Genomic DNA, 15,406 nt, shown 5'->3' with positions numbered 1-15,406 from the left:
TCATTATAAAAGGAGATTCGTATGAAAATCACGCGAATTATTAATAATAATGTCGTCTCTGCGGTCAATGAACGACAACAGGAGATGATGCTTCTGGGAAGTGGCATTGGCTTTCAGAAGAAAAAGGGAGACCTCGTGGAGACAAGTAAGATTGAGAAGGAATTTTTCCTGAAATCCAAAAATGTAACAGGTAAATTATATGCCTTGCTCGCCCAGATTCCCATGGAGTATATTCGGGTGTCCGACAGCATTATTCAACATGCCAAGCAGTCCTTAAACAAGGAACTCAATGAAAATATATATCTAACGTTAACGGACCATATAAATTTTGCTGTGGCACGTTACAAGCAGGGTATGAATTTCAATAATGCTTTGTTGTCTGAAATTAAAGCGTTTTATTCCAATGAATTTCGCGTGGCTATGAAAGCCCGGGATATGATTAATGAGGAATTTAATATTACACTGCCTGAAGATGAGGCAGGCTTTATTGCCCTTCATATTGTCAATGCAGAACTTGGATCTGAAATGGAAGAAACCATGAAGATTACACAGTTGATTCATAAAGTCTTGAATATTATTCGATATCAGTTTAATATACATTTTAATGAAAGCTCACTCCATTATTCCAGACTAGTCACACATTTGAAGTTTTTCGCCTATCGCTTGTTTAATCATACGGTTGTGAAAAGCGGTGACAGCGACTTTCTCCATATCATTAAAGAAAAGTATGCGAATGAATATCAATGCAGTCTCCGGATTGCACAGCTGATTCGAGTCGATTATGGAAAAGAATTAACGGAAGATGAATTGGTGTATTTAACGGTTCATATCAAAAGGGTCATTGATGAAGAGAAGGACTGATTCATCAGCCACTATAATGAGTAAACTAGGATTGTTACTGGTGAGGCAGGCAAGACCTAGAGTTCCATCGTGTATAGAGCTTATCTATATTCGATAGAATTCTAGGTCTTTTTTTATACCTAAAAACGTTTGAGGGGGAGCAGTACATGAAACATGAAAGCACAGCCGCCGAGATTTTAAAACTGGTCGGTGGAGAGAAAAATGTAGATAGTGTAACACACTGTGCTACAAGATTGAGATTTAATCTGAAAGATGAGAAGGTTGCGAACAATGAAGCATTAAAAAATGTACAAGGTGTGGTGGGTGTTGCCAGCAGTGGTGGGCAATATCAGGTCATTATCGGTAATGAGGTAAACAATGTGTATAAAGCTTTGACGAAGCTGGGGAACTTTACAACCAATGACGATGCTCCTACTGTGAAAAAGGGAAAACTGACTACGCTTCTGGACACGATCTCCGGAATATTCACACCGATTCTGCCAGCCATGATTGGTTGTGCGATGATCAAAGCTGTTCTTCTTATATTGAAAACATTTGATCTCGTTGATCTGGATGGGCAATTCAATACAATTATGACCTTTATCGGTGATGCAGCGTATTACTTCTTGCCGATGCTGCTTGCCTGGAGTGCGGCTGTTAAGCTTAAAGCTAATGTGGGTTTTGCATTAACCATTGCTGGTGTTCTGTTGCATCCTTCATTAGGGGCGTTGATGTCTGTAGGTGAGCCTGTTGCGTTTTTAGGACTGCCTGTCACTCCGGCGACGTACACTTCGTCAGTTATTCCAATTATTTTAGCGGTATGGGTCTTGTCGTATGTTGAACGCTTTGCCGAGAAGTATTCTCCATCGGTTATCAAATCCATTCTTAAACCATTGATCGTGATTCTTATTATGGCTCCACTAACGCTGATTGTACTGGGTCCAATCGGTGCCATCGCGGGTAACTACCTGGCGTCAGGCGTTTCTTTTGTTAATACACATGCAGGTTGGTTAGTATCTGGTATTATCGGCGGGGCATTCCCGTTCTTGATTATGACAGGTATGCATTATAGTTTGGGACCTGTTGTGCTCACTGCTTATGCTCAGACGAAAACCGATAGTATTGTTGGTCCAGGTATGCTTGTACACAATATTTCTCAAGGTGCAGCTGCGCTTGCGGTCGCTCTCCGAACTAAAAATAAAGCATTTAAACAAGTTGCATATTCTACAAGTGTAACTGCCCTGCTCGGAATTACCGAACCCGCTTTGTTTGGTGTAAATCTACGCTTGAAAAGACCGCTGATCGCTGTAATCGTTGGTGGCGCTGTAGCGGGTATATATGTTGGATTGTTCGGTGTAGCTCGATCGGCTCTAGGTATTGCAGGTATAGCTACCCTGCCGGCATTTATCACGGATCATCCATGGAACCTGGTTCATGCGGCAATTGGTTGTGTGATTGCATTTGTAGTTACATTCATCATGACTCTGATCTTGGGATTTGAAGATGTACCTGAGGATGGAAAGAATCAAGCAACACAAGAAAAATCATCTGCTACGAACGGTCGTACGCCAGTTGCCGGTGTTTCTGAACATGTCCTCACTGCTCCGTTGACTGGTAAAGTTCTGGAGTTATCCACGATTAAGGACGAAGCTTTTGCAACGGGCGCTATGGGAAAAGGGATCGCTATTGAACCTACGGTTGGAAAACTTGTAGCACCAGCAGATGGTGTGGTATCCGCGGTTTTCCCTACGTCCCATGCCATCGGTATTAGTTCAAATGATGGTGCGGAGATTCTCATTCACATCGGGATGAATACGGTGAAGTTGAAAGGCGAGCATTTTAAGGTTCACGTCAAAGAAGGCGATACTGTAAAAGCTGGAGATCTGCTCATTGAGTTTGATACAGATGCCATAGCGGCTAAAGGTTATGATCTGACTACACCGATCATTGTTACGAATTCGGATGATTTTGTAGATGTCATCACAACGGACAAAGCATCCATTACAATCGGTGAAAATCTCATCAAGATTATTTAAGGAGGACTTGTTTATGTCTAACAAAAATGGTTTCCCCGAATCTTTCATGTGGGGCGGTGCAACAGCGGCGAATCAATACGAAGGTGCCTGGAACCTTGATGGTAAAAAAGCGAGTACAGCCGATATGATGACGGGCGGAACCCATACGGTTCCCCGTCGGATTACGATAACGACTGAAGAGGGGGTTCATTACCCTTCTCATGAAGCAGTAGATTTTTATCATCATTACAAGGAAGACATTCGTTTGTTTGCAGAGATGGGTTTCCGTTGTTACAGAATGTCCATTGCATGGTCCAGAATTTTCCCTAACGGAGACGATGCAGCGCCGAATGAAGCAGGACTTCAATTTTACGACAATGTGTTCAATGAATTGAAAAAGTATAATATCGAACCCATCGTTACAATTTCCCATTATGAAGCACCGTTTGCTTTAACTAAGAAATTCAATGCTTGGGCTTCCAGAGAAATGATCGATTGTTATGTGAAATATTGCGACACAATCTTTAATCGTTACAAAGACGTGGTGAAGTACTGGATCACCTTTAACGAGATTAATAGCCTGATTGTTCCGGCAGGTGCTTACCTGGCAGGAGGACTTCTGGTTGATAAAAAAGGCGGCGTATTTAACAATACAGCAGTGGATAGCAAGCAGATGAGATTTCAAGCGTTGCACCATCAATTCGTCGCGAGTGCCAAAGCTGTCAAGCTTGCACATGAGATTAATCCAGACTTCAAACTTGGTTGTATGATTAATTATAGTCATGGTTATGGAAGCACATGTAAACCGGAAGATATGTTAAAGGCTCTGAGAATGGATCAGATCAACAATATGATGAGCAGTGACGTACAAGTTAGAGGGGAATACCCTGACTTTGCGAAGAGATATTTTGAAGAGAACAATATTCAGATTGAGATGGCAGCAGAAGACGAAGCGGTGTTAAAGCAGGGCTGTGTTGATTTCTATAGCTTTAGCTACTATAAATCTCACGTGGTGGGTACCCGTCCAGAGGGTGATGAGACCCAAGGGAACGTCTTTGGTGGATACAAAAATCCATATCTGAAAGCTACGGACTGGGGATGGCAGATTGATCCGGTTGGACTTCGGTACGTGCTGAACCACGTATACGATCGTTATCGCATCCCGATGATGGTTGTAGAGAATGGTCTGGGTGCAGTGGATGTCGTTGAAGAGGATGGCACCATTAACGATACGTACCGAATTGAGTTTTTGCGCGCTCACATTGAACAAATGAGAGAAGCTGTCCGTGATGGCGTTAACCTGATCGGTTATACAGCTTGGGGTTGCATCGACATCGTTAGTGCATCCACTGGTGAGATGGGAAAACGCTACGGATTTATCTATGTAGATAAGGATAACGAGGGTAAAGGTACCCTGAAAAGAAGCAAAAAGAAAAGTTTCCACTGGTATAAAAAGGTGATCGCATCCAACGGGGCAAGTTTGGAGTTGTAAGTTAAGAAAAAGTAGAATTTATCAGAAGCTTACCATTGAATGGATAAGCCAACGGTTAAGATAAAAAGATAAAAAGATAATTTCATAAACTTAGGAGGCAGTCGAGGTATCATCGACTGCCTTTATTTATTGGATAGGGCGAAGGAGTTCAAAGTAGTTCAACCAAAAAGGTTAAGTATTATGCCTAGCATGAATTCACAACTAATTTGGATCTCGATCTCGGACTCACCAAACTGAGTTTAGAACATCGTCGACTTCTCTGATTCTTGTGACAGATGGTGTTTGAATTAGATTTCCTTTGACCATGACCATTGCGATGTCTGACAAGGCCTCGATATGTTCCAGCGGATTTTGCTCCATGATAATCAGATCGGCATGTTTTCCGATATCCACCGTCCCTGTAACATCGTCAACACCGAGGATCTTCGCATTAGTTCGAGTCACCATGTCGATGACCTGTTTGTTGTTCAGGTTGGCCTGTCTCATGTAGTGATCCATTTCTCTCCACATATTATAGTGAGTCACGTAAGGCATGGCGGCATCGGTACCGATCCCGATGGTGATGTCGTTTTCGATCGCTTGTTTTACACCTTTGAGCATGGAATCGTAGACCAGTTTGGAATTCTCTTTTACCGTTGCACTTACCTTTGTTACGCTGGTATCCAGTGAAGCGGATGGATAGGCGGCTTGCAGGGTGGGGATGAGTGCAGTGTAGCCATTTAGGGTATTGGGATTATTTTTGTACAAACGAATGATTTCGTCGTCCATCTCCGAACCGTGCTCGATGGTATCGACGCCACCTTGTAAAGCTATTCTTACGCCTTCCGTGCTTTCCACATGAGCTGCCACCCGCAGGCCAATCTTATGCGCTTCATCGCAGATCGCCGCAACTTCCTCCACAGTCATCTGTAAACGTCCAGCTTCGCCCACCATTTTCGCATCCGTCACGCCACCCGTCACACAGATTTTGATCAGATCCACGCCGTGTTTCACATTGATGCGCACATTCTTTCTGGCTTGCCACGGAGAGTCGCCCACCAGAGCCAGGAATGGAGCACCATGTCCGCCCGTGACACTCAGGAAAAATCCGGATACTAGCAAATTGGGACCGACAAAGTCACCGTTGTTAATCTCATCCCGCAGCTGGACGTCCGTATAAAAGAATTCGCCCACACTGCGCATCGTTGTCACACCCGCATGGAGTGCGGTCAGCGCGTTGCGTTTCATGCGTTTTTTCAATATGTGTCTGCCGAATTTCGTGTTCAGGATTCGATCATAGGCAAACTGCAACAAACCTTCACTGACCGAGAGACTGAACGGTTTACCATCTGCAAAGAGGTGTACGTGGGCGTTGATCAGTCCTGGCATTACGTATTTCCCTGAGAGGTCGATTGTTGTGTAGTGACTAGGGATATGCAAATCATGATCTCGGCCGATATCCTGAATGAGACCTTGCTCATTGATGAGAATGGTCATGTTATTTTGCAGATTGCGGCTTGAGTCGCCGTGGATCAGATGGACGTTTTTCAATGCGTAAGCGGTGTTCATGTTGTGTTCCTCCTTAGAATGGTGGGTGAGGCTATATAAGTTGAATAATGGGTATGTACACTTATCACTCCGATGACAGAACAACCTTCGGATCGCTGTTATCCCCAGATTTTTTTGATACTCTCTTATTAGGGGAAATCCGGTGATAAATACGAACGCTTCGCTTCCTCTGGTTATTTCTGTCCTCTCCGTTATCGTGTAAATGTAGGTTCAACTTAAATAGTTTGGTAAATGGTAACATTCAACTTAAAAATGAATAAATAATTCATTTTTGGGTCAAAAAAATAAAGTGACTTAATGTTTGATATTTTTTGCGTGCAAACCAAGTGAAGATGATCTGATCTGCACGCTTTGGCTATCCGGTATAAATAATGAGATGGAGCGTTATTCGTTGAGGCTCTTCATGCCGTATAGTCTGTATACATACAACGCTTCGAAAATTTGCTTCCGGCTGTCCTCACTCATATCCCGCTTCAATAGATCCAGGTTCATGTCGATCACGTTGTGTGCGAGGATGTTCAGTAAGATCAAGTTCTCCTCGGTGCCAATCTCATATCGTTTATATTGATTCTTAAGATACGCCTTCTTGGTTTCGATCATCAGCTCAACAAGCTCATTCTTAGCGTTGGTGTAGATCGTTCCTTTATTCTTTTCGAAGATGATCACAATCTGATTCCGGTATTTACGTAATACATCCACTTGTTCCTGCAACAGTGCCGATTTTCGCTCGCTATCGGTTTCCTCGAATAAGGTCTGGTTATCAAAGTGAATCGTCTCCACCAGCACATTTTTCAGATAATCCACCAGATCCGGCGGGACAACGGCGTAGAAGAGTTCTTTCTTGTTCTTAAAATAAGTATAGATATTGCCCACGGAAATATTAATCTCATCCGCGATATCGCTCATCTTGGCATCCACATAGCCCTTTTCAAAAAAGACCTTGAGCGCCGCGTATTCAATCTCTTTCCTGACTTCGTCTTTCTTGGCTTGCACCATAGGGAACGACTCCTTAATAGTGAATGGTTGGTTCGTTATTAGGATAGACCTTTTTGAGGGGGGTGTCAAATGGGATAGTGTTAAAAAATTAAATGAATATTGATGGTTTTGTGTTAATTAATGGAATATTTAATCATATTTAACTCTGATATCAATTGATATGTTATATAATAAACAATATAGGAGGTTAAGAAAAAAATTAGGAACAAGTGGAATTAAATGTTGAGAAGGGATGGTATTCATGGAGGCTTTCTACAATCCAGTTATTGCTTTTTCAGGTTTTTTTAGGTACAGTTGTATTTTATGTCTTTACTACATATTTAAAAATGACTAAGAATCCATTGCGTTTCTTTGTGTCACTTGAGGAAATATTTTATATGGGAAGTACAATGAAATTTTTTAGATTTGTATACATATGGACTTTAATAGTAATAAGTGCTGGAATCTACGCTGTACTAATGTCTTCTTCTCTTTATAAATGGATGAGCAATGAAATTGTATTTGTTTTTAGTAACGTAGGCTATGCACTTTTTTATTTATTTTTCTTTCTAGCAATTATTCAAATTTTATCATTAAAAAAAATGCAGAGTGCTATTACTTCTTGGGCATATAATAAAAAGAGTACACTAAAAAGAAGAAAGTGGTTAATACTTGGCTTAATGATTTTCATTTTGATATATTTAGTCCACTATTCATTATTATATGGTTGGGTGATAAATAAGATTCTAAGTATGCAAGGGAATGCTCTAGGTGGAAATGTAGATGATCCACTCAGTGTGCTGTTACTAATTAGAGATTTTGACCCTTCCACTATTAGTGCCTCAGTGATGATTACAGTTTTATACTTTTTTTTGCTTTTGCGAACAAAAAATTTATTTAGATATATCGGGCACTCGCAAATTTCTGCAAACTTCATACTAAAGGATGGAACAGCCTTTAAAAATAAACAGATAATTCATACAGATATAGATAAAAGTTACTTAGTTGCAGATTCATCTAATGTTTTTGAGTTGAATAAAGATTTAATTCCTAAAGATAATATTAATTTTATAAGTCACAATTACTTTTATTCTAGCTTAGGAAAGATAAGCGAACTTCAAGATTCGAAAAAATTACAGATAGACATGCTAAATTCTGAGGAAAGCTCACTAGTGAATTCACTTCTTAAGAGTAATAAAAAATTTAATATAAAATAACATTGTATCTATTACGCAACGACGTACCACATCCTCTCTTTGGATGTGATACCCTCTCCTTAACAAAGGAGTGGTGACATGACAAGTACCAACAGCGAAGACCTCGCTTTGCAGTACGCACAACTTGTTCAACAAGAAGACGATTACGTTAACCAACTGGTCACATGCAACAAACTCATCCTCGATGCCATGGACATCATCGCAAAGCAGGCAGGTGTGTTAGACATGGACACGGTGAAACAAGCAGCATTTCACCTTCATTCCATGGAACAGGATCTAAACCGCAAGTTATTTGAAGTCCGGCTGGAGAAGAGCATCTTGGCAAATCAAATTAGCCAGTCTACATAAAACCACCTCAACTAAAGGACAGTGCAGGATCACACAAGATGATCTTGAACTGTCTTTTTGTCTGTCCATCCAAACGTTTTTCGCTCCCAATGTAGCATTGACTTTTCTCCCAAATCCCCCTACACTTCAATTATTAAAATACTTTTAAAAACATTCATTGAATGGTTCGGAATGAACGAAAGGAGGCATATAACTAACCATGTTACCCACATCACACAACACCCAACAGGTGAAGCGGATCAACGTTGAACTTGTGAAGAACACTCTCAGATCCATGGGCGTAGGCACGAAGGCTTCCATTGCGAACCTAACCAAACTCAGCGTAGCTACATGTGGCACGATCCTGAACGAATTGCTCCAAACGGGTGAGATTATTGATCTGGGTCCGGATGAATCGAGCGGGGGGAGACCGGCGAGTCGGTATCAATTCAATGCGGACTACGCCAGTGTACTGTGCCTGATTATTCGAACAGAGGGCGGCATTCACTCGATCACACATACATATGCCAATCTGAACGGAGAGATGGCGGACGAACAGACACTCATTTTGGATGAGATTAATGTCCCTGTGGTAGAGGATCTGATTGCAAACCTGATCGAACAACACCACAATGTGCAGGCGATTGGTATTGGCATACCTGGTGTGGCACACAACGGCGTTATTGGGATTTGCGACGTACCGGATCTGATGTATCAGCCTTTAGGCCCAAGGCTCAAGGAGCAATATGAAGACATGGAAGTGGTCATTGGCAACGATATGAACCTGACGGTCTACGGACTGTATAACCAGCAGCAATTTGAGGAAGAGAAGAACTTTGCGGTGGTGACTTTTCCGGAGAACCATTTTCCGGGTGCAGGCTTTATCATTGATGGTCGTCCGCTGACCGGGAATACGCAATTTGGGGGCGAGGTGTCCTTCTTACCATTTGGCGTATCACGGGAAGAGCAGTTGCACATGTTGAAAACGGTGGAAGGGTTGCAGGAACTGGTCGTACAGACGCTGGTATCCATCATCGCGATCATTAACCCGGCTACGATTGTGGTTACAGGGGATACGATGGACCCAGCTATGCGGGATGGCTTGAGGCAAGGTTGTCTGGAGCGAATGATTCCACTGGAGCATATGCCGGAATTGATTATTCAGAGAGACACTCGCCGCGAATATGTTACGGGGTTGGTCGCAGTGACGCTGGAGAGCCTGACCTACCGCATTCAAGTAATTGAGAAGCAATGGTAAAGGAACGGAACGTTGATCAGAAGGATGATCTTTCATCTGATCGAATAAAATTGTAGTAATCCTTTTATATAAGATGAACTATTTCATTAAACAGGTAACGGAGAGGACAGAAAAAACCTGGAGAAGCGAAGCGGTCGCCTTTATCACCGGATTTTCCCTTTGGAGAAGGGAATTCAAAAAATCTGGGGATAACAGCGATTGGAAGGTTATTCTGTCATTGGAGTGTCCAGTTTATGACCCTTGTTTCAACTTATATAGACACACTGGAGGAACTTATTTTGAATCAGCAAGCAGGTACGCAAGGCAACAAACGAAAGTTCAACAAGCTGTACGCCATGCAACTGGCAACGATCTTTCTCGGATTTATCGTATTTGGTATATCAGAAAATATTAAGGGGCCGGCCATTCCGCGCATTCAATTCGACTTCAATCTGGATGAGAAACAGCTCGGGACATTATTATCCCTGAATGCACTGGGTTACCTGATCGCCTGCTCCTTCACGGCTGTTCTGGTTCGCAAATGGGGCATCAAGGCGGTTAGCATCATATCGTTTGCATCGATGATCCTCTCGGGTGTGTTCATTTATGTGTCTCATACCTATCCACTCTTTGCTTCATCGTACTTCTTCATGTACATCGGTAACGGCATGCTGGAGATTGCTTTGGCGATTCTGGGTGCGCGTATCTTTGTGAAAAATACAGGTACGATGATGAACCTGTCCCATTTCTTCTATGGGCTGAGTTCAACAGTAGCGCCTTTGCTGGCGACAGGTGTGATGTCTTTGAGTGTGTTTGGACACGAGCTGGATTGGCGCGGTATGTATCTGGTGATGTTGTCACTCTGCCTGCTGCCGATTATTGCGGCACTGCGCAGCAAATTCCCGGGGGATGATCTTCCTCATGAGGATCGGACTTCACTGAAGACGTTAACACGTGATCCTGCCCTTTGGCTGATGGTGCTCATTCTTTCTTTTGGCGTGGTATCGGAGCTGGCGGTTGGGGGTTGGCTGGTTAATTTCCTGGAGAAAGCCTACACGTGGGACACGGTCAAAGCCTCCGGGTTATTATCTGCGTTTTTCCTCACATTCTCGCTGGGACGCCTGCTGCTTGGGCCATTAACGGACCGGATCGGATTTGTATTGTCACTGATTGTGTTCTCGGCTTTCTCGGGAGTATGTACGTTCGTGGCGCTTGCAGGGGGAGAGCGTCTTGCGATTTTCTTTGCGATATCTGGCGCGGGAATAGCGATGATCTATCCTACTGTGATGGCGTTTATCGCACGCAGATATCCGAACGGCAGTGACACAGCGATTACGTTCACGGTTACCTTGATGGGGGTTGGTAGTGTCATCGGTAACTATGTGATTGGCTGGGTCATTGAAGGCGTGAAGAATATGTACGGTTCATCGACTCAGTTAGGGCTGCTGCGCGGACTTCAGGCGGGATATGGATTCATTGGTTTATGTGCGGTGATCTGTGCGGCATCAGGCGTAGTGTTGTATGTGTATTTGAAAAGACGACAGGAATTGATTTAGATTGTATGATAATTGAAGTTTCTTTGATAACTCTTTCTCATCCAATTATGGAGTGGGAAGGAGTTTTTTTTTATGCTTCATGACAGATTTTCATGTGTAGACAGGGAACAACGGAGTAATTGCTACGATATATAACTTGGGTTCAACTATTCGTCAAATGATACAAAATAGTGCTATTTTCCTTAATGATCAGAATATTCTGGTAATTAATTATTGTTATAAGCTAAATTACATATTATGATGTATAGGTCTTTTGATTCAATATTATACAAAAATCAGGAGAAAAGACTTAATCATTAGGAGGCAATATGGATATTTCGAAAAAACTGGGTGTAGCAGCTATGGCAACGATAGCTCTTACGCTAAGCACGGCAATTCACTCCAACGTGTCGGCAGCATCCGATCCGTTCAAAGATGTTGCACAGGCATCGCCTTGGGCAAAGGGACTTATTCAAGAAGCTCAAGAGAAGATGTTCATGAATGGAGATCGTGAGGGTTATTTCCACCCCTTACAGGAGGTAACTCGTCAAGAAGCGGCAGTCGCGCTTGCCAAATTAATGGGCCTTCAACTAAGTAACAATGTGGTTTCTTCATTTACAGATGTTGCTCCTGATTCATGGAGTGAAAGTGCGATTAATGCGGTACAAAAAGCAGGATGGATGAATGGAGATCGTAATGGAACATTTCGTCCTAAAGCAGTAATTACACGAGAAGAATTAGCTTCCATTTTGGCCAGAGCTACACAAGTAGATGCAGTGGCAGTTCAAGAAGATGAGCTTCCAGCTATTAAGGATAGTCAGAAAATATCCGCTTGGGCTAAAAACTCAGTTTCATCCGTTGTTTCATCAGGTTTGATGACAGGAAGTAATGGAAGCTTTCATCCACAGAAACCAGTACTTCGGCAGGAATTGGCAGCTATTTTAGTAAGAATGGATTCTAAGACTACAAGCAATAAACTTCAAACGATCAAGAAAATAGAAAATGGAATGGTGACGATTGGAAATACCAACTATAGTGTGACGGAAGCATTAAAACCACTTTTCTCGGAAAATAATGTAGCTGCACTTGCTAACGCGGAAGTTCGTGTTGAAACCGTAGATGATCGTATCACCAAGGTATTTGAACTAAAACTCCTTACGCCAGGTCAGGGAGCAGAATCGGGTAAAAAAGAGTTCTCAGGTAATACCATACTAGATGGCGGACAAGCAGTCATTGAAGGCAATGTAAAAGTTGCAGCTGACTACATAACGATTAAGAATATCAACATTAGCGGCGATTTGGAAATTACGAAGGAACTCGAAAATGACTTTTACGCAGAGAAGATTACGGTAAAAGGTACAACATACGTTAAGGGCGGAGACGATAATACGGTCGTATTCGACCATTCGTCACTCCAAGGAATGAATATTACCAAGGAAGATGTTCGGGTAGAAGCAGTAAACAAAACGGTCGTTAAAGAAGTCCATATTGAGTCGAAGCTCTCCGGATTGTGGGGGGATGAATCCATTACATATGAGAGTGTAACTGTAGGAGAAGGTGTTCAAAATGCTTCTTTGTATGCCCACATCCAGAACTTGGAGATCAATACAGGTAATAAAGAAACAACAATTTCTGGAACAGGTCATATCGAATCGGTGACCATTAAAGGTTCTGGCACAATTGCGCTACAAGGTACCGGCGTAATAGGGTCCGTAACGATTACAGATAGTGCCAGCCAAGTGTCACTCCCAGCTAACGGTTCCATTCAACGTCTAGTGCTTCCAGACGGAATAGCACCAGAGAGAGTGATTGCAAACTACGATAAAGTAAAAACACAGATCGCTACGATTAACGGAGCATCGAATCCAGCTTACGTACTCCCAAGTTCAGGAGGCGGTAATTCTTCCAATAGCGGAGGTAATGCGGGGAACTCCGGAGGAGGAACGCCCTCTAATCCGGGTACAACACCAACACCAACGAATCCGAACCCAATAGCATGGTATCCGTACACTTACAAGAGTTATCAAAACCGCACAGAAACTTCGGCTGATGGTTTGATGACCACGAACAAAACGGGTACGGTCTATTACATGGCTGTTCGTTCAGGTGATAATGTACGTCCTACAACTGAACAAGTGAAGAGTGGAATACTTCCTAATAACCTGCCTTCAACACATGGTGCGTTTTCTATAACCGCTAACCAACCTGTAACCTATAAAATTGAAGGCCTGGAACCGACCAAAGCATACAGCATGTATGCCATTTTCAAAAATGGAGAAACGGGTCAGGAAACGCAGCCAATGTTTATCCATTCCGTTATGAATTATATTGCGAACGACATTAGTGTACTTCCTTATGAGAATTCAAACTTAAGTCAGATTAGAATTCAGTTCACTGGTGTACTCACTCCTCCGGCCACAAGTACAACCAATCCGTCTGCCATCATTAAGGATGGTCATCTGCGAAACTATGGCTACGGATTTATTGAGATTAATTCAATAGAATGGGATCTAACCATTCCCGAAATGCCTATTATGAATCTAAATTTTGACCCTGTAACATTGGGAGACGGGACATCCTATCGGTTGGATTGGACCTATGTAAAAAATGCTTTAACGATTAAAAATACAGATGGAAATGGTTCCCGTTCGTTCGGCGGACATGGAAGTTACTCAGGTCCGGAAGTTGTTTCATTAATCACGAAGCAATTATTCATAGAAACGGGCAACATGATCGATCCTTTAAAGGGAGAAGCAGTCATGCGCATTCTTGGAGTGTATCCTTCTCCGTTGAAAGAGGAACTGGAATTGGTTGAATTCAATGGACAACATTATCAGAAAGCTCTGGCAGAAAAAGCAGGCCAATATACGACATTCAGTGATGTCAAACAGATTATTCATGCTACAAACCAGCAATATCCTGCTCCATCCAGCACTGAAGCCAGTGTGATCCGTAATATCAATAGTGCAGCAACCGTTTCTATTATGGAATCTTACCTGAAGAGATATGCATCCACATTAAATATTGATGCAACGGCATACAGCAATATGAATCAGGCTGCTCGAGCAGAAGTTGCCCAAACAATTATTAATAATCGAAGACTTCTGCCTGATAACAAATTCACGAGCCTTGAAGAAATTCGTACTACTTATGAACTTGCATACGTCAAGGCTGCTTCTATACCGATGAGCATTTCTTTTGTGGATACCGATACGGCTGCAGGCTTTATTGGGGGAGATATTAGATGGACTACAGGTACAGATGATAATTCAGTCATTTCTTATGAGATACTCTGGGGAGATGCTGGGCTAAGTCTTTCGAGCATTGCAACAATCGACAAGGATGAAGAGAATAGTTATACCTTACCACAAGGAACGGCTATTCCTTACGGATCGACTCAACTACTTGTACGAGCCGTGCTTCAAGATGGATCTCAAACAGCTCCAATATCCATTGCGATCAAAGATACATTGCCTTCGGCTCCTGAGGAACCAGCAATTAAAATCAATGATGAAAGAAATATACTGATTGATGCGAATTCAAGCATGGAGTTTTCGGTGGACGAAGCTCAATCTTGGATTTCATATAATGATGTAGATCCGCCGATTTTCCCTGGTGATGTATTTGTAAGAGTGCGTGTTAAAGCTGATTCAGCGAATCAAGTTCCAGCAGGGAACTGGTTAACAGTTAGTTTTGTAGATAATGTAAAAATGTATGTTGGTCATAATGATGCCAGTAATACGTTCTATACAGACCACATGACCTCAGCAATGGAGTATTCTGTGAATGACGGGGAAACGTGGACAACGTACAACGAAGAAAATCCACAACAATTTCCTGGGGATCTAACTGTTCTCGTTCGCGAGAGAGGCGGTCAATACTTGGAGGCTGCACCAGCTAAAAGCTTCACATTTACATCGGAAGTTCAGGTTTGGAAGTCAAATAATTCAATTATGGCTTCTTCATCGATACTTGAATACTCCAAGAATAATGGAGAATGGATTCCATTAATCAGCGAACAAACTGTTCCTTTCCAAACAGGAGATTCGGTTCGAGTCCGGGAAGCAGCACAATATCCTTTTCCGGCTGGCGAAGCAACGACATATAATTTCGAATAAATAGAAATATCAAAGGGAGAATCTCTAAACGATTCTACACCCAACAATCACAATAAAGCCCCGCTGATTTTTTAAATCAGCGGGGCTTTACATAACAAATAA

The 15,406-nt window shown here is 42.4% G+C and carries 10 protein-coding genes; 8 read left to right on the top strand and 2 right to left on the bottom strand.

Going from position 1 to position 15,406, the window contains the following annotated elements:
• Nucleotides 1-21: 21 nt before the first annotated feature.
• The 3 genes from NZ043_RS01680 (at nt 22) to NZ043_RS01670 (ending at nt 4,347) form a co-directional block, all read left to right on the top strand.
• Entirely contained in the window at nt 22-861 is an 840-nt protein-coding gene (locus NZ043_RS01680) for a PRD domain-containing protein (RefSeq protein ID WP_091027904.1), read from the top strand.
• A 146-nt stretch (nt 862-1,007) separates the two neighbouring features.
• Nucleotides 1,008-2,876: a beta-glucoside-specific PTS transporter subunit IIABC gene (locus tag NZ043_RS01675; protein ID WP_091027905.1), complete on the top strand. Its 1,869-nt coding sequence runs from the start codon at nt 1,008-1,010 to the stop codon at nt 2,874-2,876.
• A 13-nt stretch (nt 2,877-2,889) separates the two neighbouring features.
• Nucleotides 2,890-4,347: a glycoside hydrolase family 1 protein gene (locus tag NZ043_RS01670; RefSeq protein WP_339310361.1), complete on the top strand. Its 1,458-nt coding sequence runs from the start codon at nt 2,890-2,892 to the stop codon at nt 4,345-4,347.
• A gap of 225 nt (nt 4,348-4,572) precedes the next feature.
• On the opposite strand, the gene NZ043_RS01665 is transcribed toward NZ043_RS01670, so the two are convergent.
• Entirely contained in the window at nt 4,573-5,895 is a 1,323-nt protein-coding gene (locus NZ043_RS01665) for an amidohydrolase family protein (protein ID WP_339310359.1), read from the bottom strand.
• A 384-nt stretch (nt 5,896-6,279) separates the two neighbouring features.
• The gene (locus tag NZ043_RS01660; RefSeq protein ID WP_090809647.1) at nt 6,280-6,891 is read right to left on the bottom strand and encodes a TetR/AcrR family transcriptional regulator; all 612 of its coding nucleotides are present in this window, start codon (nt 6,889-6,891) and stop codon (nt 6,280-6,282) included.
• A gap of 377 nt (nt 6,892-7,268) precedes the next feature.
• Here NZ043_RS01660 and NZ043_RS01655 point away from each other — a divergent pair, with 377 nt between their 5' ends.
• The 5 genes from NZ043_RS01655 (at nt 7,269) to NZ043_RS01635 (ending at nt 15,304) form a co-directional block, all read left to right on the top strand.
• Nucleotides 7,269-8,087, top strand: coding sequence for a hypothetical protein (locus NZ043_RS01655; RefSeq protein ID WP_339310357.1), 819 nt, complete (start codon nt 7,269-7,271; stop codon nt 8,085-8,087).
• 78 nt (nt 8,088-8,165) lie between these two features.
• Nucleotides 8,166-8,435 carry a hypothetical protein gene (locus tag NZ043_RS01650; protein WP_339166796.1) on the top strand — a complete coding sequence of 90 codons (270 nt, stop codon included), beginning with the start codon at nt 8,166-8,168 and terminating at the stop codon, nt 8,433-8,435.
• Nucleotides 8,436-8,634: 199 nt separating this feature from the next.
• Nucleotides 8,635-9,672 (top strand): ROK family protein, encoded by a 1,038-nt coding sequence (locus NZ043_RS01645; RefSeq protein WP_339310355.1) that lies wholly within the window; start codon nt 8,635-8,637, stop codon nt 9,670-9,672.
• Between the two features lie 335 nt (nt 9,673-10,007).
• Nucleotides 10,008-11,207 (top strand): MFS transporter, encoded by a 1,200-nt coding sequence (locus tag NZ043_RS01640; protein ID WP_339312621.1) that lies wholly within the window; start codon nt 10,008-10,010, stop codon nt 11,205-11,207.
• 308 nt (nt 11,208-11,515) lie between these two features.
• Entirely contained in the window at nt 11,516-15,304 is a 3,789-nt protein-coding gene (locus NZ043_RS01635; RefSeq protein ID WP_339310353.1) for a DUF4073 domain-containing protein, read from the top strand.
• The last annotated feature ends 102 nt before the right edge of the window (nt 15,305-15,406 follow it).

Origin of the sequence: Paenibacillus sp. FSL k6-2145 (assembly GCF_037976585.1) — a bacterium.
Lineage (GTDB): Bacteria > Bacillota > Bacilli > Paenibacillales > Paenibacillaceae > Paenibacillus.
This window is presented reverse-complemented; position numbering and strand designations above follow the sequence as displayed.